Genomic DNA, 25,301 nt, shown 5'->3' with positions numbered 1-25,301 from the left:
AGGCCTAATAGCCACTATCGGTTTCAAGGATCATGTGACCCGGTGCCACCTCGCGGTAAACCGAGGGCTGCGCCTCATAACTGACAGGATGGATTGGCGACGGTATCGGTTTGAAATTCAAATCTTTCTCGTCTTTTCGCTGACGTGGATCCGCAATCGGGACCGCTTTCATCAGCGCCTGCGTATAGGCATGTTGCGGGTTTTCAAAGACACTGGCACGCGGCCCAAGTTCCACAATGCGGCCCAGGTACATGACACCGACATGATGGCTGACACGCTCAACCACGGCCATGTCGTGACTGATGAACAGGAACGAAATCCCCATCTCGGATTGCAGTTCCATCATCAGGTTCAGCACCTGCGCCTGCACCGACACATCCAGCGCGGAAACCGCTTCGTCCGCGATGATCAGCTTGGGGTTCAGGGCCAGCGCGCGCGCAATCGCCACCCGTTGCCGTTGCCCGCCTGACAGCTCATGTGGAAAGCGGCGCATGAAACTGCGTGGCAATTCCACCCGGTCAAACAGCATCGCGACCCGGTCCGCGACGGCCTGCCCTTTGAGCGTGGCGTAGTTATGGATCGGCTCAGCCACCTGATCGGCAAGCTGCATCTGCGGGTTGAGCGAGGCAAACGGGTCCTGAAAGATCATCTGCATGTCAAGACGCGCCTCGCGCAAACCTTTTGGGCCCAATGCCATGATGTCCTTGTCGCCCAGCATGATTTCACCCGCCATCGGATCGACAAGCCGCAGGATCGACCGCCCTGCGGTTGATTTGCCACAGCCGGATTCGCCCACAAGGCTCAGCGTCTGACCCTTGTTTATGCTGAACGATAAGTCTTCAACCGCATGGACATTTGCCACCGTCCGGCGGAAAAACCCGCCCTTGACCGGAAAGCGCGTCGTCAGGTTTTTGACGCTCAGCAAGACCTCATTGGTGCCGGGGATCGGCGCGATCTGCGCGCCCTCGCGGCCCAGAAGCTTCATCGGTTCGGGGAATTCCTTACCCGTCATTTCACCCAATTTGGGCACGGCCGCCAGCAAAGCCTTGGTGTAGGGGTGTTGCGGATTTTCGAAGATGGTTTCGACCGGGCCTTCCTCGACCTTGTTGCCGCGAAACATCACAACCACGCGGTCCGCCATCTGCGCCACCACCGCCATATCATGGGTGATGAACATCACCGCCGTGCCCGTTTCACGCTTGAGCCGATCGATGAGCGCCAGAATTTCCGCCTGAATGGTGACGTCCAGCGCTGTTGTCGGCTCATCCGCAATCAAAAGCCGGGGCTTGCAGGCCAGCGCCATGGCGATCACCACCCGCTGCCGCATGCCCCCCGACAACTCGTGCGGATATTGTGTCAGGCGCCGCTCGGGTTCGGGTATCCGAACTTCGCGCAGCAATTCCAGCGCGCGGGCCTCCGCCTCGGACTTGCTGAGTTTTTTGTGCAGCCGCAGCCCTTCGGTCAATTGCCGCCCGATAGTAAAGACCGGATTAAGTGCCGTCATCGGCTCCTGAAAAATCATCCCGATTTCGTTGCCGCGAATGCTGCGCATTAACTCCGCTTCTGTGTCTGCAAGATCCACATCCGCCGCTTCCGCCCGGTCAAAAAGAAGCTGACCCCCGGTGATTTTACCGCCACCGAATTCTACCAGTCGCATCAGCGACAGCGACGACACGGATTTGCCCGACCCGCTTTCCCCCACCACGCAGACGGTCTCACCCGGATTGATGTCAAATGACACATCTTCGACCCCGAGGACCGGGCCGTCTTTGGTCTGAAATTCGACCCTGAGACCTTTGATCTGCGCGATCGGATGAATGTCCTGGCCTTGCGGTTCGTGATCTAGCATATGCGCCTCTGGTGAGTGTCACACGACGCTACGACCAAGAATGGACAACTGTCAAACCTAACACGGTCGTTTGGACTGTTTGCGGTATCAGAACCCTTGCATTTTCTCAAAAACATGCTGTGATGCTCGTAAGCGCTCAGTGGAGCCTGTTTAAAATGGCCGGCGGTTGCGCGCCGTGCAGAACCGGTTCCACCCTGCCGCTCAACAAAAAGGCGTTTAGAACGCATGGGAAGAACCGGCATTTCGGTGTCCAATTTGGAGATTATTATGAAACTGAGAACATTACTGATGGGCGCAATAGCGACCGCCAGCTTTGCTCCTGCCGTCCTTGCGGTTGGACATGAGGGCGAGCGGGGACGCGATGGCCAACTGAACATTATTTATTGGCAGGCCCCCTCAACGCTCAACCCTTTCCTGTCCGGTGGTACAAAGGAAAACGAAGCGGCAAGCCTTGTTCTGGAATCCCTGGCGCGGTTCAACGAAGCGGGCGAGATGGTCCCCTGGCTTGCCGAAGAAATCCCGACGGTTGAGAATGGTGGCGTGGCGGCTGATCAGACCTCAATAACTTGGACGCTGCGCGAGGGTCTTGTTTGGTCTGACGGCACCGCAGTTACGGCCGATGACATTCTGTTCACACATGAGTACTGCACCCATCCTGAAAGTGGCTGCGCATCGCTGAGCTATTTCGACGGCATCAGTTCAGTGGAAGCCGTGGGCGAGCGCGGCGTGAAAATCAGCTTCGACAGCCCCAAACCTTTTCCATACACAGCCTTTGTCGGTGCTGAGGCCCCGATCCTGCAAAAAGCGCAGTTTCAGGACTGTCTTGGCGCGCGTGCACCGGAGTGCACCGAAGCCAATTTCGGCCCGATCGGCACAGGCCCTTTCGTGGTGGAGGAATTCCGCCCGAACGACGTAATCATCTATGTTGCGAATGAAAACTATCGCGACGCGAACAAACCCGCTTTTGCGCGAGTCACATTGAAGGGTGGCGGCGATGCCGCAGCCGCTGCGCGCTCGGTTCTGGAAACAGGCGAATTTGACTATGCCTGGAACCTGCAGCTTGCACCCGATGTCTTGTCACGCATGGAAGAGGCTGGCAAAGGCACAGTGATCACAGCCTATGGCACGTCAGTCGAGCGGTTGATGATCAACCAAACGAATGCCGACCCATCGCTTGGCCCGGACAAACGCTCGGTCTTTATGAACGGCGAAAACCCGCACCCCTTCCTGACTGACCCTGCCGTGGGACAAGCGCTTTCGATGGCGATCGACCGCGATCTGATCGATGAGATCGGCTATGGTGCGGGCGGCCAGCCGACCTGCAACGTTCTGCCCGCCCCCGAACTTTATGCGTCAACCGCGAATGATGCCTGCCTCGTACAGGACATTGACGGCGCGAACGCAATTCTGGATGCGGCCGGCTGGGTTGATACAAACGGCAACGGTGCGCGCGACAAAGATGGGGTCGAACTGTCCATTCTATTCCAGACATCGACCAATGCCGTGCGCCAGGACACGCAGGCCCTGATCAAGGATTGGTGGCGCCAGATCGGTGTTGAAACCGAGTTGCGCAATATCGACGGGTCAGTCTTCTTTGGCGGCGATCCGGGCTCACCGGATACGTTCCAAAAGTTCTATGCAGATGTAGAGATGTACACCAATAACTTCGCCGGGGTCGATCCCGAAGCCTATATGGGCAATTGGGTCTGCGCCGACATCCCGCGCCCGCAGACACAGTGGCAGGGCAACAACATGCAACGCTTCTGCGATCCGGAATACGACGCATTGGTGCAACAGATGTCCACAACCACCGATCTCGCCGAACGCGGTGAGCTGGCCAAGAAAATGAACGACATGCTTGTCCAAAGCTGGTCGATCATCCCGCTCATCCACCGCGGCAGCCCGTCAGCGCATGCCAATACGCTCGGCGGGGTCAAGATGTCGGATTGGGACAGCGAGCTATGGAACATCGCCGACTGGTACCGCAACGACGGGTGACTTGAAATTGAGCAGGGCAGCGCCATCCGGCCTGCCCTGCTGATCAATCGCGACAGGGTAATTGCCAGACGGCAAGACGGTCCTCAAAGATAACAAGAACGACGCAATGAAAGCGCAGGCATGCTGACATACACCATCAGGCGACTGGTTCTTGCAATTCCAACGCTGCTTTTCATCAGCATCGTTATTTTCCTGCTGTTGCAACTGGCACCAGGCGATCCGATGTCGCAGGTGCCCCTGACGGTGCCTCCGGAAGTCAAACAGCTGATGCGTGAGGCGCTTGGTCTTGGTGAGCCGATCCATGTGCAATATTGGAAATGGCTGGTGCAGTTCTTCTGGGTCGAACCGCAGGTTCTGATTGACCACTGGTTTGGCACGTCGTTTTCCGAAGGCAAATTGCGCGTCATCTCCTGGCAGACCCGCTCACCGGTGATGGATATTGTCATCCAGCGACTGCCACAAACCCTCTGGGTGGTTGGCATGTCTTATATCGTGGGTATCCTGATTGCCCTGCCAATCGGTATTTACTCTGCCTACAAACAGTATTCGCTCTTCGATCAGGCCGGCACATTCGTATCGATGATCGGTTTTTCAATCCCGCCGTTCTTTTCCGGCGTTCTGGTCATCGTGATCTTTTCGGTCAATCTCGGCTGGTTCCCGTCGATCTATGACACCACCCATCAGGTCACGGACTGGGCCAGCTTCAAGGTGCAACTCCAACAAATGATCATGCCTGTCATGGTTCTGGCCCTGCAAACCACCGCGCAGATCAGCCGCTTCATGCGGGCCTCAATGCTCGACAACCTCAATCAGGACTACGTGCGCACCGCCCGCGCCAAGGGCCTCAAGGAAAGCACCGTGGTCATGGTGCATGTCCTGCGCAATTCGATGATCCCAATCATTACCGTGATTGCTTTGGGCGTACCGTCCATCTTTGGCGGCGCTATCATCACCGAAACCCTGTTCAAGGTGAACGGCATCGGTCAGTTGCTGCTGACGGCCCTCTTTGCAAACGATTTGCCGATGGTCATGACGCTAACGTTCATTTTCGCGATCCTGATCGTTTTCTTCAACCTGATCGCAGACGTGCTCTACGGCGTGCTTGACCCGAGGATCCGCTATGACTGATCAGAATGCAGAAATAGAAGACTTCGGCGCGCTCAAGGATAAAGAACCGCAAAAAGAGCCGCGCTCGCAATGGAAAGACGTCTGGGATCAGTTTCGCAAGCATAAGGGCGCGTTGATCGGCGGCGGCTTTCTGGCCTTCATCACGCTTTTTGTGCTCTTGGGTCCGCTGATCTGGCAGGTCGACGCAAAAGCGCTCGACATCCGTAACAAGGATCTGCGCCCCATTTACACCGCGTTGTGGGACGGCGGTGCCAAAGTGCTATGGTCGCGCCCGCTGGGCACGGACAATCTGGGCCGGGATATCATGGCCACGCTGATTGCCGGTGGACAGGCCTCTCTCGCGGTCGGCTGGGCTGCGATGGTGCTGTCTTTGGTGATTGGCACGGCTGTCGGGGTGACTTCGGGATACTTCAAACGCCTTGATGGTATCCTGATGCGCATCACAGACCTTTTCCTGTCGCTTCCGATCCTGCCCTTGCTGCTGGTGGCCGTCACCCTTTTTCGTCAACCGCTGCGTGCCGCTTTCGGTCCCGAAGGAGGGATGTTCATCCTGATCGTCGGCGTCATCGGGATCACGTCGTGGATGCCCACAGCTCGGATCGTGCGGGGCGAAATCCTCGCACTGAAAGAACGGGAATTTGTGCTCGCCGCCCGCTCCATTGGCACCACACCATTCCTGATCATACGCCGCCACCTGCTGCCAAATGTGATCTCACCGATCATGGTCTCGGCAACCCTCGGGCTTGCCACGGCAATCATAACCGAAAGCGCGCTGTCTTTTCTCGGCGTGGGCTTTCCGTCAGACTTCCCGACCTGGGGCAAGCTCTTGTCAGATGCCGTCCCACGGATGGAAGAATTCCCGGAGCGCGTGATGCTGCCCGGTATACTGATCTCGCTGACGGTCTTATCCGTCAATTATCTGGGCGATGGGCTGCGCGACGCCCTCGACCCGCGCATACGCGGACGCTGATAATGCTGTGGGACGGCGGGCGGGGCGTCTTTCGCGTAGCCGAAAGAGCGCCGCTGCGTCGCACCCGAAAACACACCTGATCTACTCGACCTTGGCCCGTAAACGGCGGATGGCCCACCAGACAAACGCCACAACCGGCAAGGTAACCAAGGCGGTCAGCGTGCCCTTGGTTATACCCGTGGCCTGCGCCATCGGGTACAGAGTGTAACCAACCAGAGACACCGCATAATAACTGATGGCAACCACCGACAGCCCCTCAACGGTGCGTTGCAGCCGCAATTGCAGATCCGATCGTTGATCCATGCTTTCCAACAAGGCTTGATTCTGCGCCGACCGCTCCACATCCACCCGCGTGCGCAACAGGTTCGAAGCCCGGATAGACCGGCTCGACATGGCATCGAGCCGACCCTGTGCCGACGTAACGGTGCGCATGGCCGGCGCATAGCGACGCATCATGAACTCGGCGAAATGCTGGCGCCCCTGAAACCGTTCCTCGCGCAGCGCTTCGATACGCTGATTGACAAGTGCCTCATAGGCCCCGGTCGCCCCAAAGCGAAAGGAGGATTGCGCCGACAATGTTTCAAGCTCAGCCGAAATGGACAGAAGGTCGTTCAATGTATCTTCGGCGCTGGCTTTATCGTCCGACATAGCGCTCATCAGGCTGGTGAGTTGAGTATCGAGCGTGTTCAGCTTTGGTTGCAACACCCGCACCCGCGCGAACCCCAGCATCGACATGGATTTATAGGTCTCAATCTCACACAACCGCTGGACGATCCGCCCGACACGCCGATCCGTGGTCCCCGTGTTGGCAAAGACTGCGAACCGCAAATGCCCATTTTGATCTATGCGAAAATCGCCTGCAACCACGCCTGAATTATCCAGAACACAGGCAGCGGCCAGACTCTCTGTCACAAACCATTCATCCAGATTTTCAGTGATTTCAGCATCCGTTTCCGGGCGCTCCCGAATGTCGATCAGCACAGATGTCACCCGTTGCCCGGGCGCCTGTTCAAGCCAATCTGCCGGAAAGACCTCAAATTCTGCCGGGTCAAACGCACGCTTGGGCGCGCTTTCGCGAAACACCGTGTACGTAACAAACTCCGTGTGCTGCTCCCACTTGAGCCAGTGTTTGCCGATCTGACCGTAGTAATGCGTTGCACCGGGTTGCGGATGAGGCGCACCATAGCGATCCAGCAGCATGGTCAGGTGATCAAGGTCTTTCTGGCGATCGCGGCTGACCGCGTCGTTAGGCTGCTTGATCGCAATATATGCCGCAGAACAAGGCGCTTCCATCGACGGAAACGGCCGCGCATGCAGTTCATTCGCCATTTTATAGCGTAACGGGTGATCGTCGATTGGCGGCATCAAATATATCTCCGGTATAGGTTGAGGGATAGCGTAGAACCAACCGATGTCAATTATTTTCTGAATAGTTTTCAATGCGTTAATAGAGTGCAATCGTATACAGACGACACAACCTCACCCGCAGACCGCTCCCGCGCAGCCTGAAAAGCACCGTATTAGCACCACTTAGCCACAACACGCCAAAGGACGCGCTTTTCGGCCAGTGCTTCTGGCAAACAAGGATTTTCCCCGGCTCCGCGACAGCTTGCACGTTTGCGCTATGTCGCACTACGTGCCTGCGATACGACGTACATCAAGGGCGCAGGAACCAAAACCGCGCATTGGAACGGTCAAGTGCGGACAGTGACCAACAGTTTCCCAAACCCACTAAAAAAGCCCGATACGCGCGTACCGGGCTTTCTTTCTATTTCACTTCCACGCCTCACTCGCAAGAGTGCCTGACGGGTGACGGTTTTAGTCGATCATCGGCAGGAGTTTATCAAGGCTGGCCTTGGCATCGCCATAGAACATCCGCGTGTTGTCTTTGAAGAACAACGGATTTTCAATGCCCGAATAGCCTGTCCCCTGTCCACGTTTGGACACGAAAACCTGTTTCGCCTTCCAGCATTCCAGAACCGGCATCCCCGCGATGGGAGAGTTCGGATCATCCTGTGCCGCAGGGTTCACGATGTCATTGGACCCGATTACAATCGCCACGTCGGTGGACGGGAAATCATCGTTGATCTCGTCCATTTCCATCACGATGTCATAGGGCACCTTGGCTTCGGCCAAAAGGACATTCATGTGTCCCGGCAAGCGACCCGCAACCGGGTGAATTGCAAAGCGCACAGTCTTGCCCTTGGCACGCAGTTTACGCACGAGTTCGGCGACACCCTGCTGAGCCTGCGCCACAGCCATGCCGTATCCCGGAATGATGATGACGCTGTCGGCCTCATTGAGCGCTGATGCGACACCGTCCGCCTCGATTGCGATCTGTTCGCCCTCAACGGCCATCTGTTCGCCTGCAGGGCCACCGAAGCCGCCCAGAATGACGCTGACAAACGACCGGTTCATCGCCTTGCACATGATGTAGGACAAGATCGCGCCGGAGGACCCCACGAGTGCGCCCACCACGATCAGCAGGTCATTGCCAAGTGAGAAACCAATCGCCGCCGCCGCCCAGCCGGAATAGCTGTTCAGCATCGAGACAACCACGGGCATGTCCGCCCCGCCGATCCCCATGATAAGGTGATAGCCGATGAACAGCGCCAGAAGCGTCAAAAGCACCAACGTCCAGCTGCCCGAGCCACCGAGATACATCACGGTAAAGAGCAATGACAAAGCCGCCGCACCCGCATTCAGCATATGACCGCCCGGCAACTTCTTGGCCGATGTGTCCACCTTGCCCGCCAGTTTGCCATAGGCAATCACCGAACCTGTGAAGGTGACCGCGCCGATCCAGATGCCCAGAACCAGTTCAACCTTGAGGATGTTGATCTCAACATTGGATTTCTTGGCGATCAACTGCCCGAAGGACGACAGACCGTCATAGATTTCCTTGGGCAGGCCAATTGCCGTATAGCCATCCGGGCCAACAGCCCCCAGCACGCCGCCATTTTCCACGAAAAGCGCGCTCATGTTGTTGATCATGATGTCGGCATTAAAGCCGACGAAAACCGCCGCCAAACCCACAAGGCTGTGCATGATCGCCACAAGTTCGGGCATCTGCGTCATCTGGACTTTGGTGGCCAGCTGATACCCAACCGCCGCACCAAGCGCGATCAGCACGATTGAAACGATGCCAAGGCCCTGACCGGGGCCCATCAAGGTCGCGACAACCGCGATGGCCATACCGACAATGCCGTACCAGACGGCGCGTTTTGCGCTTTCCTGACCGCTCAGGCCGCCAAGGCTGAGGATGAAGAGAACAGCCGCAACCGCATAGGCTGCAATAGTAAATCCGAATTCCATTGTTCCCTACCCCTTACGATTTCTGGAACATGGCGAGCATGCGCCGTGTCACAAGGAAGCCGCCGAAAATGTTGATCGACGCCATAAAGACCGACAGCGCCGCAAGGATCGTGATCAGGAATGAACTTGACCCGATCTGGATAACCGCCCCCAGAATGATGATCGACGAAATCGCGTTGGTCACCGCCATCAATGGCGTGTGCAGGCTGTGCGCCACGCCCCAGATCACCTGGAAACCGATGAACACGGACAAAACGAACACGATGAAGTGCTGCATGAAACTGGCAGGCGCGACAAGGCCGACCGCCAGCACCAGCGCGGCACCGACCGCCAGCAAAGCCACCTGATTGCGGGTTTGTGTCTTGAACTCCGCCGTTTCCTTGGCGCGTTTTTCCTCGGCCGTCAGTTCCTTGGGCGCTTCTTTCTTGGGGGCTGCCGCGATGGCAGCAACCTTGGGCGCGGGCGGCGGGAAGGTGACTTCCTTGGCATGCGCAATTGTGGCACCGCGGATCACGTCATCTTCCATGTTGTGATTGACGACACCGTCTTTTTCCGGCGTCAGGTCCGTCATCAAATGGCGAATGTTGGTCGCGTACAGCGTCGAAGCCTGCGTGGCCATCCGGCTTGGAAAGTCCGTGTAGCCGATGATCGTCACACCGTTGTCGGTCACGATCTTTTCGTCCATCACGGTCAGTTTGCAGTTACCGCCTTTTTCCGCAGCCAGATCGACGATAACCGACCCTGCCTTCATGGATTTCACCATGTCTTCGGTCCAAAGCTCGGGTGCTTCGCGGTTCGGGATCAGCGCCGTGGTGATGACGATATCAACCTCTGGTGCCAACTCGCGGAACTTGGCAAGCTGTGCCTCGCGGAACTCTGGCGAGGACACAGAGGCATAGCCACCTGTTGCCGCACCATCCTGTTGCTCTTCTTCAAAGTCCAGATAGACGAATTCCGCGCCCATGGACTGAACTTGTTCGGCGACTTCGGGACGCACGTCAAATGCGTAGGTGATCGCGCCCAGAGACGTAGATGTCCCGATCGCGGCCAATCCGGCGACACCAGCGCCCACGACCAGAACCTTGGCCGGTGGGACCTTGCCCGCCGCCGTGATCTGACCGGTAAAGAACCGACCGAAGTTGTTGCCCGCCTCGATCACGGCCCGGTAGCCTGCGATATTGGCCATGGAGCTTAGCGCATCCATTTTCTGGGCGCGGCTGATCCGGGGGATCATTTCCATTGCGATGACTGTGGCGCCTTTGTCTGCGGCGGCCTTCATCTTGTCTTCATCCGCGACAGGGCTGAAGAAGGAAATCAGCGTCTGCCCCGCGCGCAGCCGTTTCATCTCGGCATCGGAAGGCACCCGCACCTTGGCGACGATGTCCGCAGCCTTCCAAAGGGCGGCGGGGGTTTTGACAACCTCTACGCCTGCGCCCTCATAATCTGCGTCGGAAAAACCGGCGCTGTGGCCCGCGCCGCTTTCCACCACGCAAGTATGGCCAAGTTTTTGCAGTTGCAAAGCGCTGTCCGGCGTCATGGCAACGCGCGCTTCGCCCTCAAAAATTTCTTTTGGTGTTCCGATCTTCAATTTTAGCTCCCCCGTCTGATACGTTTTTGAGCAATCTGGTGCACAGAAGTGCGATGTCCACTAGCGTCAACAGGGCCAAGGTACAAGGTGCAAGATAGTCTGTGTTGGCTCAGACACCCTGTATGTCATAGCCAGCGGCGCGTTTTCTGGGCATATCGCGCGAAATCTGCCCGGAATGTGCGGCGCAACTTATCCTCTTCGGGAATGATGAAACGCGTCTCAAGCACCCAGAAAAGCGCGGGGACCAGCACGAGGGACAAGACCGCGTCCAGCCACAACACCAGTCCGGTGAATAAAATAACATCCCCCAGATAGATAGGATTTCGGCTGCGTTTGAACACGCCGGTCTGGATCAGTTGGGCAGGCGCCTGATGCGGAACGATGGTCGTTTTGTGACGTTTGAACTCCATCGCGGCCAGAAGGATCAGGACCACCCCCGCCCCGACGAGCAAGCCTGCCAGCAGCGATGTGACCGGGTGCGCAAGGCTCAACCCCAGCGAAAAAAAGCGCGCCTGAACCGAGGCAATCGTGACAAAGGCCAGCGTCCAGACCGGCGGCAAGTCGAGCCATTTCATTGCACGTCTCCTGTTGTGCGGGTTTTCATGTCTCAATCGCATCGCCCTGAGGGTAGTGATCACCCCCGATGAAAACGAACGACGCCCTTGCGTAACTTCATTTCCGATGGCCCGCAACGCTGCGACTTGCGCCATCGGGTTTTTGATCCGCTGTTTAACGGTGAGTAACAGCGCCGCACCCTCAGATCACGTTCCCGCGCCGTCTTGCAGGCTAACGTCACACGTTGATGATCACACCTGCCGCTTGCGCTGCGCGATGACCTCTCTAAACTGCTGGCAACCCGAGGGAGGGACATGCATGACACTGGCAAATGCACATGCGATTGTGACGGGCGGTGGCACAGGCATTGGGCTTGCCATCGCAAAAGACCTTGCCGCAGCGGGCGCGCAAGTGACCATTACCGGACGCAGGCAGGAGGTACTGGACGCGGTTGCGGCCGACGCGGCCGGGCTGCATGGCATGGCGATGGATGTCCGTTCGGAAGCTGATGTGATCGCCACGACAGAACGCGCCGTCGCCGCCCGCGGACCCGTTCAGATTTGTGTCGCGAATGCCGGTATCGCCGAGGGGCGCGCCCTGCACAAAACCGATCTGGACTTTTGGCGCAACATGATGGCCACCAACCTTGACGGGACATTTCTGACCATTCGTGAAGCGCTCACATCCATGCGTGGCGCGGAGTGGGGACGGGTGATTGCCGTATCCTCAGTCGCCGGCCTGAGGGGATTACAGGGCGCATCGTGCTACACCGCCTCAAAACATGGCATGATTGGCCTGATCCGCGGCCTGAGCGAAGATTATCTGGCCAAGCCCATTACGTTTAACGCGCTGTGCCCTGCCTATGTCGACACTGAGATCGTAACGCGCAACACGGAGGCGATTGCAACCCGCGCAGGCGTCAGTTCCGAAGCGGCACGCGAGATCATGGTCTCTGCGAACCGCCATAACCGCCTGATCAGCCCGCAAGAGGTCTCCGCGGCTGCGATGTGGCTCGTTTCCGAAGCAGCAGCAAGCGTCAACGGTCAGGCCATCGAAATCGCAGGCGGACAGATGTAGCCGTGTTTTTTTCAAACACCCACGTTTGCGTCAAAAGTGCCGACGTACAAACCGCTGCTTAAAACAACACATCGGAAAGCCCAGCGCGCGCCGAAGAGACTACCTGACCCCAACGGCGCAGCCTTGCAATCAGGCGACGCGTGCCGCTTGCGCCCTGCCCTGTGTCGCCCACATGCGCGCGGCATCCCCGAAGGCCGAGAACAGCTTGCGCGAAACGGGATCTGCCGCTGCGTTATATTCCGGGTGCCACTGCACAGACAGCGTAAACCCCGGCGCGCCCTCAATATAGATCGCTTCGGGCGTGCCATCGGGCGCATGGCCATCGATCACGATCCGGTCGCCTTCGGTTTTGATCCCCTGCCCGTGCAGGGTGTTGGTCATGACCTCTTGCGCGCCAATCAAACGGTGAAAAACACCCGCATCGGAAAAGCGCACGGCGTGGCGCAGTTCAAACTTTTCCTCCAACGTCCCGTCCGGCGGCATGCGGTGGTTCATACGCCCCGGAAGGTCGCGGATTTCAGGATAAAGCGTGCCACCCATGGCCACATTGACCTCTTGAAAACCACGGCACACCCCAAAGAACGGCTGCCCCCGTTCCACACACGCCCGGATCAGGGAAAGCGATACCGCATCGCGCGCACGGTCAAATTCACCATGTGCGGGGGTCTCAGGCTCGCCGTATTCCTCAGGGTGCACATTGGGCCGCCCGCCGGTGAACAGAAAGCCGTCGCAGACCTCAAGCAGATCAGGAACGCTGACGTAGCTTGGGTCTGAGGGCACGATGAAAGGGATACATTCGGACACCTCAGCGATGGCTGCTGAATTCATCGTCCCCCCCGCGTGCACGGGGTATTCATCATGCAACATGTAAGCGTTGCCAATAATTCCGATGACCGGACGAGCCATTCTGCATCCCTCTTGTAGCTTTCAGATACTATACCTTCGACGAAACTAGGTTAACAGACCGTGTTCGCAACGCCGATGACACGAATTAGAAATACCATACCATTTGCCAGATTTTCGCACACGCAGCCTTCGCCCGGCCAGAGTCTTATCCGATTGCGACAGGGGGCTGTCGCGCGGTTGCGCCAAAAATGCGCTTATTTGAAAAGCTCCGGTTAAAGAGAACGCGCGGGTTCGTTCATCCATACGATGAAAAAGGGCCCGCGCTACTCTCACTGTGATTGTTGACTTTTCGCAGACCCCTAGCCCTGAGCAAGAGCCTTCAACTCCAGCCGGCGTGCATGCAAGACAGGCTCTGTGTAGCCCGAGGGCTGAACACGGCCCTTGAACACCAGATCACAGGCGGCCTGAAACGCAATGCCATCATAGCCCGGTGCCATGGGCATATACGCAGGGTCGCTGGTGTTCTGCGCGTCCACCACCTCTGCCATCTTGCGCAGCGCGGCCATAACATCCTGCGCATCGACCACACCGTGGTGCAGCCAGTTCGCAATATGTTGCGCCGATATGCGGCAGGTTGCGCGGTCTTCCATCAGACCAACGTTGTTCATATCAGGCACTTTAGAACAGCCCACCCCCTGATCGACCCAGCGCACCACATAGCCCAGAATGCCCTGCGCGTTGTTTTCAACCTCGCGGCGCACCTGCTCGGTCGTCCATTTCTGATAGGTTGCCAGCGGGATATCCAGCACCGTGTCGACATAGGCTCGCCGACCGCCCGCGCGCAGCTTTTCCTGCACTGCAAAGACGTCGACCTTGTGATAGTGCAGCGCATGCAGCGTGGCCGCCGTCGGGCTTGGCACCCACGCGCAGTTTGCACCCGATTTGGGGTGTTCGATCTTTTGCTCCAGCATCGCGGCCATAAGGTCCGGCATGGCCCACATTCCCTTGCCGATCTGCGCGCGCCCCGAAAGACCACATTCCAGCCCGATATCGACATTCTGGTTTTCATAGGCGCCAATCCACGCCTTGCGCTTGATGAAGTCCTTGCGGCTGAAGGGCCCTGCCTCCATCGAGGTGTGGATTTCATCGCCCGTCCGGTCAAGGAACCCGGTATTGATGAAGGCGACCCGCGATTTGGCGGCGCGAATGCATTCTTTCAGGTTCACGGACGTACGCCGCTCTTCATCCATAATGCCCAGCTTGACCGTGTATTGCGGCAGGCCAAGCACGTTCTCGACATGCGTGAACGTGCGATCCGCAAAGGCGACCTCTTCGGGTCCATGCATCTTGGGTTTGACTACATAGACGGACCCGGTCAGAGAATTGCCGCCCGCCCGTTTGAGATCATGCATCGCGATCAGCGTGGTGATCATAGCGTCCATCAGGCCCTCAAAGACCTCATTGCCATCGCGATCAAGAATGGCGGGGTTCGTCATCAGATGACCGACGTTTCGCACCAACATCAAGGCCCGGCCTTTCAGCACGACGTCCTGCTCTTGCGGACCGGTCAGCGTCACATCATCGTTGAGACGCCGGGTGAGCATCTTCCCACCTTTTTCAAAGGAGTCCTCGAGGTCTCCCTTCATCAGACCAAGCCAGTTGGCATAGGCCACCACCTTATCCTCGGCATCGACGCATGCGACAGAATCTTCGCAATCCATGATCGCGGACACCGCACTTTCCATCTGCACATCGGCAAGGCCTGCCTGATCGCGCCCGCCAATCGCATGCGTGCGGTCAAAGACCAGTTTCACATGCAGGCCGTTGTTGCACAGCACGATGCTGTCGGGCGCTTTGGCATGGCCCGTGTGTCCGATGAATTTTTCCGGGCTGACAAGCGGTTGATCATCCACCAGCAAGGCCCCCTTGTGCACGATATACCGCCGGGCATCCGCATGGCTGGTGCCGATAATCGGAAACGCCTCGTCCAGAAACACCCGCGCACGTGCTACGACCCGCGCGCCGCGCCCCTGATCATACCCACCCTTAGGAGCCGGGCTGCCCATGGCATCGGTGCCATAAAATCCGTCATACAAGCTGCCCCAACGCGCATTGGCCGCATTGAGCGCATAGCGCGCATTGGTAATGGGCACCACAAGCTGTGGACCCGGAACGCTGGCAATCTCGGGATCAACATTGGCCGTATCGATTTCAAAGGCGGGACCGTCCTCAACCAGATATCCGATCTCGCGCAGAAAGGCCGAATAGGCTTCATGATCGTGGGGTTGGTCGCGATGCGCGATATGCCAGTCATCTATCTGTGATTGGATTTCTGCGCGCTTGTCCAGCAAGGCCCGGTTTTCGGGGCCGAACCCATGCACGAGGTCAGAAAATCCGGACCAGAAGGTCGACACCTCTATGCCCGTACCCGGCAATGCGCTGTCCTCTATGAAAGAGACAAGTACATCAGCGACCTGCAGTTCACATTTTGTCTGAAATCCGGTCATGCGCGCGCTTCCTTTTGTGCAGTCTTTTCACCACAAGCGCTTTAGGCAGTTTGCCACGATGAGGCAACCGGATCAGTGTCCGGAAACAAAAAGATATGTCATGTTGCAGGGGGCTTGCGCTGCCCACTGCATTTTTTCGAGCAGTAGCGCACCTCATCCCACACTTTTTCCCATTTCTTGCGCCATGCAAACGGCCTGCCACAGGTGGCGCAGATTTTCTGCGGCAAATCCCTTTTTCGGCGCGTTTTCATGATCCAGTACCCTACGATTCAGGTGGGATGGCGGCTTGCAGATCGGCACCAAACCCAAAGATGGCGATCACGGCGGCGATACCGACCAAGGCGGCGATAGCCACACCAATCCAAATACCTAAAACCATTCTGCGATGCCGGTGTTTTTGTTTTTCGAGGTTAACGTCAGGCGCTGACATGGAGCTTCCTTTCAAGTTCTTGTGTAAACCCACCTTGTCGGCGGGCCCTTGTGGACCTAACGTCTGGCGCAACCCAATCGTTCCCAGAAAGATGCAGGACCTATGCGCGACGCAGCCCCCACCACGATTTATCTGAAAGACTATACGCCATTTGGGTTCGACGTTGAGAAAGTCGAGCTGACTTTTGATCTGCACCCGACAAAAACGCGGGTCAAAAGCCGTATTTCCTTTGTGCCAAAGCCCGGTGCACCCTCTGATATGTTCCTTGATGGTGAGAACCTCACATTGGTGTCGGCAAGTATAGATGGAACCCCTGTTCACCCTGAGGTTTCTGCAGAGGGGCTGACCTGCCCGGTGCCTGACGCGCCCTTTCTGTGGGAAGCAGAGGTCGAGATTGACCCCGAAAACAACACCGCCCTCGAAGGGCTTTACATGTCCAATGGCATGTATTGCACGCAATGCGAGGCGCAGGGGTTTCGCAAGATCACCTATTACCCGGACCGTCCCGATGTGATGAGCGTCTTCACCGTTGAGATCAACGGGCCCCATCCGGTGCTGTTGTCCAATGGCAATGTGGTCAGCACGTCGCAGGGCCATGCCGTATGGCACGACCCATGGCCCAAACCCGCCTATCTCTTTGCGCTGGTCGCCGGTGATCTGGTGGCGCATTCGGACAGTTTCGTCACGGCATCGGGCCGCAACGTTGATCTGAACCTCTATGTGCGTCCCGGCGACGAGGGCAAATGCGCCTTTGGCATGCGCGCCCTCAAAGCCTCGATGACATGGGACGAAGAGGTTTATGGCCGTGAATATGACCTTGATCTGTTCAATATCGTGGCGGTGGATGATTTCAACATGGGCGCGATGGAAAACAAGGGCTTGAACGTGTTCAATTCCTCAGCCGTTCTTGCCTCGCCTGAAACCTCCACCGACGAAAATTTCTTGCGGATTGAGGCGATCATCGCGCATGAGTATTTCCACAACTGGACAGGCAATCGCATCACCTGCCGCGACTGGTTCCAGCTGTGCCTCAAGGAAGGGCTGACGGTCTATCGCGACAGCCAGTTCACCTCTGACATGCGCTCGGCGCCGGTGAAACGCATCACGGATGTGATTGATCTGCGCGCGCGACAATTCCCCGAAGATCAGGGCCCTCTCGCTCATCCGGTACGGCCCGAAAGCTTTCAGGAAATCAACAACTTCTATACCGCCACTGTCTATGAAAAAGGCGCTGAGGTCATTGGCATGCTGCGCTGTCTGGTGGGGGCTGAGGCTTATGGCAAGGCGCTGGATCTCTATTTTGGACGACACGACGGTCAGGCCTGCACCATTGAGGATTGGCTCAAGGTGTTTGAAGACACCACCGGGCGCGACCTCGGCCAGTTCAAACGCTGGTATTCGCAGGCAGGCACCCCGCGCCTGACCGTCAAGGACGCATGGTATAACGGCACCTATATCCTGTCCTTTACCCAGAACCTCCCGGCCTCGGAAACAACGCCGGACCCGCAGCCACAGGTCATCCCGATTTTGACCGGATTGCTTAGCCCTTCAGGGCAGGAAGTCGTGCCCAGTCAGGTACTCGAGATGACGCAAGCGACACAGTCCTTCACCTTTGAAGGGCTTAAGGAACGGCCCATCCCCTCGGTACTGCGCGGTTTTTCGGCCCCCGTCGTGCTTGAAAGTGAACTCGCAGCCGAACATACCGCGTTTTTGCTGGCCCATGACACGGACCCGTTCAACCGTTGGGAGGCAGGGCGCAGTCTTGCGCGCGCCAGCCTGCTCAAGATGATCACGGACGATGCCGCACCCGATCCTGCCTATCTGGATGGCATCCATGCGGTCGTGGGGGACGCAACACTCGATCCCGCCTACCGCGCGCTGATGCTCAACCTGCCGGGGCAATCCGATCTGGTCAAATCACTTTGTGACATGGGCGAAACGCCTGATCCGCAGGCCATCTGGGACGCCTGCCGCGCCATGAGCCACGCACAGGCGGAGCGGTTGCAAGATATATTACCCGCCCTCTTCGATGCCCATCAGGTAACAGAACCCTACGAGCCAAATGCCGATCAATCCGGGCGGCGCAGTCTGGCCAATGCAGCCCTGCGGCTGGTATCGCTGATCGATGGCCCTGACCGCGCGCGCGGTCAGTTCACCAGTGCCGACAATATGACCCAACAGCTTTCAGCGCTTGGCGTGTTGTTGCGCATCAATGAGGGCACGGATGAGCTTGAGGCCTTTGAGCAACAATGGAAACATGACCGTCTCGTGATGGACAAATGGTTCGGGATGCAAGTGATCCATGCCGACCCCAACGAGACTGCTGCGACCGCCACCCGCCTGACGGAACATCCGGATTTCAATTGGAAGAACCCCAATCGCTTCCGCGCCGTGATGGGCAGCCTTGCCGCGCATCATGCGGGCTTTCACTTTGCCGACGGGCAAAGCTATGGCCTGCTGGCTGACTGGCTGATCCGGCTTGACCCGGTCAACCCGCAGACAACCGCGCGCATGTGCTCGGCTTTTCAGACATGGCGGCGCTATGACGACGCGCGCCAACAGAAAATCGCGGCAGCCCTCGATCGTATCCTCGCCACGCCCGGTCTGTCGCGTGACACCACTGAAATGCTGACCAGAATAAGAGGGAGCTGAGCGATGAAACCTATCATGCTGATCACCGGAGCCTCAGCCGGAATAGGCGCGGCCTGCGCCACCATCGCCGCCATGCGCGGTTTCGATCTGGCGCTGAACTATCGCTCGGATGATGCGGGGGCTGAAGCCGTGGCCCAAAGCTGCCGCGCCGCAGGTTCTGAGGTGCTGATGTGCAAGGGCGACGTATCTGACCCGGTGGCCATTGATGCGATCTATGCCAGCATTGATGCGACCTACGGGCGGCTGGATGCGCTGATCAACAATGCAGGTGTGGTCGATCAGACCGCCAAGGTCACCGACATGACCTATGAGCGTCTGCGCCGCATGTTCGACATCAATGTCATCGGGGCCATTCTGGTGGCCAAAGCCGCCGTGCAGCGGATGCAGGCGCAGGGCGATGGCGGGGTAATTGTAAATGTATCCTCGGCGGCGGCGCGTCTGGGGTCGGGCAATCAATACGTGGATTACGCTGCCTCCAAAGCGGCCATCGACACCTTTACCAAGGGGCTGTCGGATGAGGTTGCCGCCGATAATATCCGCGTCATGGCCATCCGCCCCGGCCTGATCGAGACCGAGATCCACGCCAAGGGCGGCGAGCCGGGACGCGCGGACAAGCTGGCCCATATGGTCCCGATGAAGCGTAAAGGCTCTGCCGAAGAAGTGGCGCAGGCGATCCTGTGGCTGTGTTCTGACGAGGCGAGCTATGTCACGGGGTCCACGCTGGATGTGACGGGTGGACGCTGACGATTTCAGCTTTCGACGTCAGGGACGCAGCCGCGCCGCTCTTTTGACCGTTGCGGGCGTATGGAGCGTGCTGATCGTGTTGAGTGTCACGGTGGATGCCGCGCTCTGGCTGATGCTGGCGGTCGCGGCTTTTACCCTGCCCGCACTTTGGGAGCTTTACACGAACCCGGCCTCGGGCCTCGATTTTCGCCCCGATCAGATAACGTGGTTCACCGGGCGCAGGCAGGCGGCGATCAACTGGTCCGAGATTGACCGCTTTCGCCTTGATACCCGGCTGGATTTTTCAGTGCGGGCGACGGCTGTTCTGACCAGCGGGCGCAAGATCAGACTGCCCTATGAATGCACGCCGCATCACGAATTGCTCGAAGCGGTGCTCAACGCCCGGGGCATCCATACCGAGCGACATCATTTTTCGCTGATTGGCTGATCCAGCGGCAATCTACTCGCTTTGACAAAAGGGCTGATCGTTGAGCCATCCGGCAATGTCACGCTTTTTGGAGGGCACGCGCAACGGCCCCCAGTCCGCCGCCACACCACGCCATCGCCCGTCATAATCCTCAATCACGCCATCGCGCGGCACGGTCACCGCCATGATCCGGATTGCGCAACTGAGGTTTGCGCCGCCGTCCTTGAGTGCCTCGCCCGAACCTGCCTGACAGTCATATCCGCGCGCGGTCGCGGGCGATATCTGGAGCAGCCCGAACCACTTGCCATTCGGGTTCACGGCGGTGGGTTTGTAGGTGCTTTCGTGTTTGGCCAGTGCGGACATGAATCCGATCCAGAAGGCTTCGCGTCCCGCTTCGTCGGCCTCAGGATAGGCCGGGCACCATTTTTCTATGTCTTCCGGCACCATCTGAACCAGCGGCGCGCCGTGGCCATCAAGGGCCTCAAGTGCGGCCTCATTCCATTCTGCCTGTCCGGGGGCGGCACTCCAGCGCATCTGCGGCAAGTCCGTGTCTGACAAGGCCCCGGCATTACTGCTTGCTTCCTGACACCCTGCCACCAAAAGAGCACTCAAACTTATAACAATCGCGTATTTCATAATCTGATATGCGTCCATTTTTGTTGTCCTGACAAGACACTACACAACAGATCGGCGGCAATCCGCAGGCGTATTCAAGGCGAGACCATGTCAACCCGCTGACATCGTTCGTGATCCGGGAACAACCCCTGCATATTGTTCACCTTTCGGGGTCAATCATCGTGATATCTCCGCGCGCGCGCCTTCTTTCGGCCCCAAACCAACGGCAGTTTAAGGGCTGTTGAAGCTGAGGACGCGGGTAGATGGTTTTGTCGACAATGCTTGGATTGAAAGACCTGTTCAGACCGGTGCGCCATGCCACACCGGCACCGGCGCTGTTCGGGCAGGATGATCCGGCAGAGCATGCGGTCGATGCCTTGACTGTTCACTGCCCTGATCCAACCGAAGAAGAACGCATTCGCGATGCTCACCAGATGCGCGGACAATTCCTCGCCCGACAGGAGAAGTGGCAAACACTGAGCCGGGAAATCGCCGTCGCAGACCTGACGCGTTCAATCACGCCGGCAGCGATGCCCGTGGCAGAATTGTTGTGCTACGGCGCGCGTGCCGACGTGGTGGCGGCTGTTGAACATGCCTTCGTGGATGGCTGCCCGCCGCGCGGCGCACCGCTGTTTGAGGGGATCGACGCGCTGGAACGGATGATCGCGAACGCGCCAGGCGACCCGTACCGGGCCATTACCGTGGCACAGGCGCATATGGACATCGGCTGGGCCAGTCGCCGAAGCGAAGGCAAACTCCGCGGATCACCCCGGAAGCAGCCGGCTTTTGACACGCATTTCGAGCGGGCCCGCGCCATTCTCGCGCCATTCCTGCATCTGTCCGAGAGTTCCCCGCTGTTTTACACAACATGGTGCATGCTCAACGCGCAAAGCATATCGCCGCAGTCGCGTCTGGCGCGGGATTACGAGACGCTGATTGACCTGAACCCGTTGAACCCGGCGTCGATGCGCGCCTTGGGGACCTATCTTTCGCCGCGCTGGTACGGCAGCCATGAAGACGTCGAGATCGAAGCCCGCCGCACGGCGGCACGCACGCATAATGCCTGGGGTGCTGGTGGGTATACCTGGGTGATGTTCGACACACTGACCGATGATCCGGTGGCCTGCGCCAATCTGGATGTGACATTCTTTATCGAGGGCCTCGAAGATATACTGACTCGTCAGACCGATCAGCACACGGCGAATATGGCGGCGGCCTATTGTACCCAGACGATTGGCGCACAGCGGACCGGCAACCCCAAGGCGGATGGCGTGCGTACACAGATCGCGGATTGCGCACATTGGATCGTGCGCAAGCATCTGAAAGAAGTGCACCCCATGGTCTGGGCGCACGCCGCCTGCGGATTTGATAACGCTGCGCGCGTGCGCTCATCACGCTGGTTCGCAGCCAAGGGACGGCAGACAGCCCTGCGCACCCTGGCAAAATTGTTCCGGCACGAGATCGCCAAGGGACAGCACATCACGTTTACCGTCGACGGACCCGTCGCCGCAGATTGCACAAGCAAGCAGGAAAGGACACATCATGGGACAGATACCTGACGACGCCGCCCATTGGGACACTGGCGATTGGATAGAATGGCATCGTACCTCTCTGGGGGTCGATGACAGCCCTTGCGCGGCTGCAGCACAGGACAAGCTGGCGCAGATCACGGCGCTTCACATCAGCCTGTTGCGCGCCGCCAAAGGGTATTTCGAGATGACAGGCCACCACCTGCCGGTCTACCAGCACATCGCACATGTACATGCCGCGATTTTCTGTGACCTTCCGCTGGAGGGGCCAGACCGTACCTGCGCGCAGACAGGTGTGGAAATAAGCTGGCTGGCGCCGCACAGCCGATCAGACGACGTGGAGGTCGATCTGTCGCAACCCTTTGTGACTTTGATCGTTGTGAAAATTTCGGATGATTTCTCGTCAAAGGCCCGGATGATCAGCCGCGCTGATCTGCCCAAGTCCAAAGACGGGCCCTACCGCGTCGCATGGAAATCGCTGCCTCATGCTTTTTAGGCCGGACCGTCCCTGTCAAAACACCCGGCATGCGACGCGCCCAGCCGCACACAACAGACACTTGCAGCAGGTGGCCCACTGGCCTAAACCCTCGGTCGATGACGTGTGACCTGAGGGAGACTGCCGATGCTCGATCTGACTTATGAGACCCCCGCACCCAAGGTGATTTCCGGGGCGAAACATGACTGGGAACTGGTCATCGGTATGGAGGTGCATGCGCAGGTCACCTCCGCTGCGAAGCTGTTTTCGGCGGCCTCGACCCAATTCGGAGCCGAGCCGAACAACAACGTGTCCTTCGTCGATGCGGCCATGCCCGGCATGCTGCCCACGATCAACGAATTCTGCGTTGAGCAGGCCGTGCGCACCGGGCTTGGCCTGAAGGCAGAGATCAACCTGCACAGCGCGTTTGATCGCAAGAATTACTTTTACCCCGATCTGCCGCAGGGCTATCAAATCAGCCAGTTGTACCACCCGATCGTGGGCGAAGGCGAAGTTCTGGTCGAAATGGGCGACGGCACCGCGCGTTTGGTCCGTGTCGAACGCATTCACCTTGAACAGGACGCGGGCAAGTCCATCCATGATATGGACCCGAACATGTCCTTTGTGGACCTGAACCGCACAGGCGTTGCCCTGATGGAGATCGTCTCCCGCCCCGACATCCGCGGGCCCGAAGAGGCTGCGGCCTATCTCGCCAAATTGCGGCAAATCCTGCGCTATCTCGGCACCTGTAACGGAGACATGCAATCGGGTGCCATGCGCGCCGATGTGAACGTGTCGATCTGCCGGGCCGGGCAATATGAAAAATACCAGGCCACGCAGGATTTCAGCCATCTGGGCACGCGCTGCGAAATCAAGAACATGAACTCAATGCGGTTCATACAGCAGGCCATTGACGTCGAGGCGCGCCGCCAGATCGCGATTGTCGAGGCAGGTGGAACGATTGATCAGGAAACCCGCCTCTATGATCCGGACAAGAATGAGACACGCTCCATGCGCTCCAAGGAAGAAGCGCATGATTACCGCTATTTCCCCGACCCCGACCTGTTGCCGCTCGATATCGAACAAGCTTGGGTGGATGACATCGCCGCCAACCTGCCCGAATTGCCTGACGCTAAAAAGGCGCGGTTCCGGGATGATTTCGGATTGTCGGACTATGATGCCTCAGTGCTGACCGCCGATCTGGATTCGTCGGGCTATTTTGAGGCTGTGGCGGCAGGCCGGGATGGCAAGATGGCGGCCAATTGGGTGATCAACGAACTGTTCGGGCGTCTCAAGAAAGAAGACCACGCCATTACGGACAGCCCGGTCAGCCCCGCACAACTAGGTGGCATCATTGATCTGATCGCCTCGGATGCGATATCTGGCAAGATCGCCAAGGATGTCTTTGAAATTTGCTATACCACCGGGCGTGACCCGGCGGAGATTGTCGAAACCGAAGGCATGAAGCAGGTCACCGACACAGGCGCAATCGAAGCCGCCGTGGATGAAATCATCGCCGCCAACCCCGATCAGGTGGCCAAGGCGCGCGAAAACCCGAAACTTGCCGGCTGGTTCGTGGGACAGGTGATGAAAGCAACGGGCGGCAAAGCGAATCCTAAGGCCGTCAACCAACTGGTCGCCAAAAAGCTGGCAGGCTAACGCCGTCGACGTCAGGCGCGCTTTGCAATCATATGTCACAACTCTTTTGTCCGATGTATCGTCAACTTCCTTGGCGGTGTCCGTTGTCGATGGCGAGACAACCGCGCATTGTGCTTCCCCAGTGTCCGGTATGATCTTCAAGCCAGCTCCTACGGCACCCGTGAGTATCGCTGTGGTACCCTTTGATGTGCTCTAAAGGGGCGCCTAACCTTCATCTATGACCACCTCGGACAGGTTTTCGGCAAGAGCAATGGCGTTTAAAGTCATAAGCATATAACGCCAATTATAATACGCGGCATTCGAGCGATGGACTCACACCCGTGGTACATTCATCATTCATGCGGGGTTTGAACGGTCACGATTTACACCGCTCAATTGCAAAGCCCTCGCAGGTCGAAAACCTTTTGAGCAGTGCTTCGGCTTTGCTTAGTCTTTCGCCTCAGCGCAAATGTCGTAATCTTTTTGTGGAGGCCTGAATTGTCCCTCTCTGTTCCCTTCCGATCCTCCGTTGCACGCGTGCGCCCCGAATGGATCGACTATAACGGTCACATGAACATGGCCTATTACGCGGTCTTGTTTGACGAGGCTGGCGATGAAATCTATCCGCAAATTGGATTTGGGCCTGACTATCAGAAAACCGGGTTTACGACCTACACGGCGGAATTCCACATCTGCTATCTGCGCGAACTTCACCTCAATGATGCTGTTACGGTAACGCTGCAACTGATCGATTTTGATGAAAAGAGATTTCACTTCTATCAGGAAATCTGGCACGAGGACGGCTGGTGCGCCGCCACGGGTGAGGCGATGGCATTGCATGTCGATCAGTCCGGGCCGAAGGTCGCAGCCATGCCGCCCCATATTTTAGCGAACCTGAAAAAGCTGCATGACGCCCATGCCAAATTGCCACGCCCGCACAGGGTCGGCCGGCGGATAGGAATTCCGCGATGACATGCAA

At 58.0% G+C, this 25,301-nt stretch carries 21 protein-coding genes; 11 read left to right on the top strand and 10 right to left on the bottom strand.

The window, feature by feature from the left end; translation table 11 throughout:
• Positions 1 to 4: 4 nt before the first annotated feature.
• Entirely contained in the window at positions 5 to 1,849 is a 1,845-nt protein-coding gene (locus tag K5Q35_RS10270) for an ABC transporter ATP-binding protein (RefSeq protein ID WP_220799505.1), read from the bottom strand.
• 267 nt (positions 1,850 to 2,116) lie between these two features.
• Between K5Q35_RS10270 and K5Q35_RS10265 the strand changes: the two genes are divergently transcribed.
• The 3 genes from K5Q35_RS10265 to K5Q35_RS10255 all read left to right on the top strand — a co-directional run bounded on the left by K5Q35_RS10265 (position 2,117) and on the right by K5Q35_RS10255 (position 5,945).
• A complete protein-coding gene (locus K5Q35_RS10265) occupies positions 2,117 to 3,847 on the top strand; it encodes a peptide ABC transporter substrate-binding protein (RefSeq protein ID WP_220799504.1) in 1,731 nt (576 codons plus the stop codon).
• A 120-nt stretch (positions 3,848 to 3,967) separates the two neighbouring features.
• Positions 3,968 to 4,975 carry an ABC transporter permease gene (locus K5Q35_RS10260; RefSeq protein ID WP_013962422.1) on the top strand — a complete coding sequence of 336 codons (1,008 nt, stop codon included), beginning with the start codon at positions 3,968 to 3,970 and terminating at the stop codon, positions 4,973 to 4,975.
• Positions 4,968 to 5,945 carry an ABC transporter permease gene (locus K5Q35_RS10255; RefSeq protein WP_220799503.1) on the top strand — a complete coding sequence of 326 codons (978 nt, stop codon included), beginning with the start codon at positions 4,968 to 4,970 and terminating at the stop codon, positions 5,943 to 5,945. Before K5Q35_RS10260 ends, K5Q35_RS10255 begins: the two co-directional genes overlap by 8 nt.
• Before the next feature lie 81 nt (positions 5,946 to 6,026).
• Here K5Q35_RS10255 and K5Q35_RS10250 read toward each other — a convergent pair whose 3' ends face one another.
• The 4 genes from K5Q35_RS10250 to K5Q35_RS10235 all read right to left on the bottom strand — a co-directional run bounded on the left by K5Q35_RS10250 (position 6,027) and on the right by K5Q35_RS10235 (position 11,423).
• On the bottom strand, positions 6,027 to 7,310 hold the full coding sequence (locus tag K5Q35_RS10250; RefSeq protein ID WP_220799502.1) for a DUF3422 family protein: 1,284 nt from the start codon (positions 7,308 to 7,310) through the stop codon (positions 6,027 to 6,029).
• A gap of 453 nt (positions 7,311 to 7,763) precedes the next feature.
• Entirely contained in the window at positions 7,764 to 9,260 is a 1,497-nt protein-coding gene (locus tag K5Q35_RS10245; RefSeq protein WP_220799501.1) for an NAD(P)(+) transhydrogenase (Re/Si-specific) subunit beta, read from the bottom strand.
• A 13-nt stretch (positions 9,261 to 9,273) separates the two neighbouring features.
• The gene (locus tag K5Q35_RS10240; RefSeq protein ID WP_013962426.1) at positions 9,274 to 10,848 is read right to left on the bottom strand and encodes a Re/Si-specific NAD(P)(+) transhydrogenase subunit alpha; all 1,575 of its coding nucleotides are present in this window, start codon (positions 10,846 to 10,848) and stop codon (positions 9,274 to 9,276) included.
• A 125-nt stretch (positions 10,849 to 10,973) separates the two neighbouring features.
• On the bottom strand, positions 10,974 to 11,423 hold the full coding sequence (locus K5Q35_RS10235) for an isoprenylcysteine carboxylmethyltransferase family protein (RefSeq protein ID WP_220799500.1): 450 nt from the start codon (positions 11,421 to 11,423) through the stop codon (positions 10,974 to 10,976).
• Positions 11,424 to 11,721: 298 nt separating this feature from the next.
• Here K5Q35_RS10235 and K5Q35_RS10230 point away from each other — a divergent pair, with 298 nt between their 5' ends.
• The gene (locus tag K5Q35_RS10230; protein WP_220799499.1) at positions 11,722 to 12,480 is read left to right on the top strand and encodes an SDR family NAD(P)-dependent oxidoreductase; all 759 of its coding nucleotides are present in this window, start codon (positions 11,722 to 11,724) and stop codon (positions 12,478 to 12,480) included.
• Positions 12,481 to 12,609: 129 nt separating this feature from the next.
• Here the strand turns inward: K5Q35_RS10230 and K5Q35_RS10225 are convergent, their stop codons facing one another.
• The 4 genes from K5Q35_RS10225 to K5Q35_RS10210 form a co-directional block, all read right to left on the bottom strand.
• Entirely contained in the window at positions 12,610 to 13,386 is a 777-nt protein-coding gene (locus K5Q35_RS10225) for a gamma-glutamyl-gamma-aminobutyrate hydrolase family protein (protein ID WP_013962429.1), read from the bottom strand.
• A gap of 299 nt (positions 13,387 to 13,685) precedes the next feature.
• Positions 13,686 to 15,833: a malate synthase G gene (locus tag K5Q35_RS10220; protein WP_220799498.1), complete on the bottom strand. Its 2,148-nt coding sequence runs from the start codon at positions 15,831 to 15,833 to the stop codon at positions 13,686 to 13,688.
• A gap of 98 nt (positions 15,834 to 15,931) precedes the next feature.
• Positions 15,932 to 16,084, bottom strand: a complete 153-nt coding sequence (locus K5Q35_RS10215) for a DUF2256 domain-containing protein (RefSeq protein WP_220799497.1) — start codon at positions 16,082 to 16,084, stop codon at positions 15,932 to 15,934.
• Positions 16,085 to 16,095: 11 nt separating this feature from the next.
• The gene (locus tag K5Q35_RS10210; protein WP_220799496.1) at positions 16,096 to 16,263 is read right to left on the bottom strand and encodes a hypothetical protein; all 168 of its coding nucleotides are present in this window, start codon (positions 16,261 to 16,263) and stop codon (positions 16,096 to 16,098) included.
• A 102-nt stretch (positions 16,264 to 16,365) separates the two neighbouring features.
• On the opposite strand from K5Q35_RS10210, the gene pepN reads away from it, so the two are divergent.
• The 3 genes from pepN to K5Q35_RS10195 are packed head-to-tail and all read left to right on the top strand — an operon-like array spanning position 16,366 to position 20,086.
• Positions 16,366 to 18,915, top strand: coding sequence for an aminopeptidase N (gene pepN, locus K5Q35_RS10205; protein WP_220799495.1), 2,550 nt, complete (start codon positions 16,366 to 16,368; stop codon positions 18,913 to 18,915).
• 3 nt (positions 18,916 to 18,918) lie between these two features.
• Positions 18,919 to 19,659 (top strand): SDR family oxidoreductase, encoded by a 741-nt coding sequence (locus tag K5Q35_RS10200; RefSeq protein ID WP_220799494.1) that lies wholly within the window; start codon positions 18,919 to 18,921, stop codon positions 19,657 to 19,659.
• Complete coding sequence (locus tag K5Q35_RS10195; RefSeq protein WP_220799493.1) at positions 19,649 to 20,086, top strand: hypothetical protein; 438 nt, start codon at positions 19,649 to 19,651, stop codon at positions 20,084 to 20,086. The genes K5Q35_RS10200 and K5Q35_RS10195 overlap by 11 nt, the downstream gene beginning before the upstream one ends.
• Positions 20,087 to 20,098: 12 nt before the next feature.
• Here the strand turns inward: K5Q35_RS10195 and K5Q35_RS10190 are convergent, their stop codons facing one another.
• Entirely contained in the window at positions 20,099 to 20,719 is a 621-nt protein-coding gene (locus tag K5Q35_RS10190) for a transglycosylase SLT domain-containing protein (protein WP_013962436.1), read from the bottom strand.
• 224 nt (positions 20,720 to 20,943) lie between these two features.
• On the opposite strand from K5Q35_RS10190, the gene K5Q35_RS10185 reads away from it, so the two are divergent.
• From K5Q35_RS10185 to K5Q35_RS10170, 4 genes are all read left to right on the top strand, one after another.
• Entirely contained in the window at positions 20,944 to 22,239 is a 1,296-nt protein-coding gene (locus K5Q35_RS10185; protein ID WP_220799492.1) for a hypothetical protein, read from the top strand.
• On the top strand, positions 22,223 to 22,705 hold the full coding sequence (locus K5Q35_RS10180; protein ID WP_013962438.1) for a hypothetical protein: 483 nt from the start codon (positions 22,223 to 22,225) through the stop codon (positions 22,703 to 22,705). Before K5Q35_RS10185 ends, K5Q35_RS10180 begins: the two co-directional genes overlap by 17 nt.
• A 126-nt stretch (positions 22,706 to 22,831) precedes the next feature.
• Entirely contained in the window at positions 22,832 to 24,343 is a 1,512-nt protein-coding gene (gene gatB, locus K5Q35_RS10175; RefSeq protein ID WP_220799491.1) for an Asp-tRNA(Asn)/Glu-tRNA(Gln) amidotransferase subunit GatB, read from the top strand.
• Between the two features lie 477 nt (positions 24,344 to 24,820).
• A complete protein-coding gene (locus K5Q35_RS10170) occupies positions 24,821 to 25,294 on the top strand; it encodes a thioesterase family protein (protein ID WP_220799490.1) in 474 nt (157 codons plus the stop codon).
• Positions 25,295 to 25,301 lie beyond the last annotated feature (7 nt).

The sequence above is a fragment of the Roseobacter sp. OBYS 0001 genome (assembly GCF_019654895.1).
Taxonomy (GTDB): domain Bacteria; phylum Pseudomonadota; class Alphaproteobacteria; order Rhodobacterales; family Rhodobacteraceae; genus Roseobacter; species Roseobacter litoralis.
This window is presented reverse-complemented; position numbering and strand designations above follow the sequence as displayed.

Bases quoted from the DNA above. Each gene is read 5' to 3' on its own strand.
- K5Q35_RS10185 (WP_220799492.1), top strand. From the start codon at position 20,944: ATGGTTTTGTCGACAATGCTTGGATTGAAAGACCTGTTCAGACCGGTG.
- K5Q35_RS10260 (WP_013962422.1), top strand. From the start codon at position 3,968: ATGCTGACATACACCATCAGGCGACTGGTTCTTGCAATTCCAACGCTG.
- K5Q35_RS10225 (WP_013962429.1), bottom strand. From the start codon at position 13,386: ATGGCTCGTCCGGTCATCGGAATTATTGGCAACGCTTACATGTTGCAT.
- K5Q35_RS10190 (WP_013962436.1), bottom strand. From the start codon at position 20,719: ATGGACGCATATCAGATTATGAAATACGCGATTGTTATAAGTTTGAGT.
- pepN (WP_220799495.1), top strand. From the start codon at position 16,366: ATGCGCGACGCAGCCCCCACCACGATTTATCTGAAAGACTATACGCCA.
- K5Q35_RS10245 (WP_220799501.1), bottom strand. From the start codon at position 9,260: ATGGAATTCGGATTTACTATTGCAGCCTATGCGGTTGCGGCTGTTCTC.
- gatB (WP_220799491.1), top strand. From the start codon at position 22,832: ATGCTCGATCTGACTTATGAGACCCCCGCACCCAAGGTGATTTCCGGG.
- K5Q35_RS10255 (WP_220799503.1), top strand. From the start codon at position 4,968: ATGACTGATCAGAATGCAGAAATAGAAGACTTCGGCGCGCTCAAGGAT.
- K5Q35_RS10200 (WP_220799494.1), top strand. From the start codon at position 18,919: ATGAAACCTATCATGCTGATCACCGGAGCCTCAGCCGGAATAGGCGCG.
- K5Q35_RS10215 (WP_220799497.1), bottom strand. From the start codon at position 16,084: ATGAAAACGCGCCGAAAAAGGGATTTGCCGCAGAAAATCTGCGCCACC.
- K5Q35_RS10220 (WP_220799498.1), bottom strand. From the start codon at position 15,833: ATGACCGGATTTCAGACAAAATGTGAACTGCAGGTCGCTGATGTACTT.
- K5Q35_RS10210 (WP_220799496.1), bottom strand. From the start codon at position 16,263: ATGTCAGCGCCTGACGTTAACCTCGAAAAACAAAAACACCGGCATCGC.
- K5Q35_RS10265 (WP_220799504.1), top strand. From the start codon at position 2,117: ATGAAACTGAGAACATTACTGATGGGCGCAATAGCGACCGCCAGCTTT.
- K5Q35_RS10270 (WP_220799505.1), bottom strand. From the start codon at position 1,849: ATGCTAGATCACGAACCGCAAGGCCAGGACATTCATCCGATCGCGCAG.
- K5Q35_RS10230 (WP_220799499.1), top strand. From the start codon at position 11,722: ATGACACTGGCAAATGCACATGCGATTGTGACGGGCGGTGGCACAGGC.
- K5Q35_RS10180 (WP_013962438.1), top strand. From the start codon at position 22,223: ATGGGACAGATACCTGACGACGCCGCCCATTGGGACACTGGCGATTGG.
- K5Q35_RS10235 (WP_220799500.1), bottom strand. From the start codon at position 11,423: ATGAAATGGCTCGACTTGCCGCCGGTCTGGACGCTGGCCTTTGTCACG.
- K5Q35_RS10250 (WP_220799502.1), bottom strand. From the start codon at position 7,310: ATGCCGCCAATCGACGATCACCCGTTACGCTATAAAATGGCGAATGAA.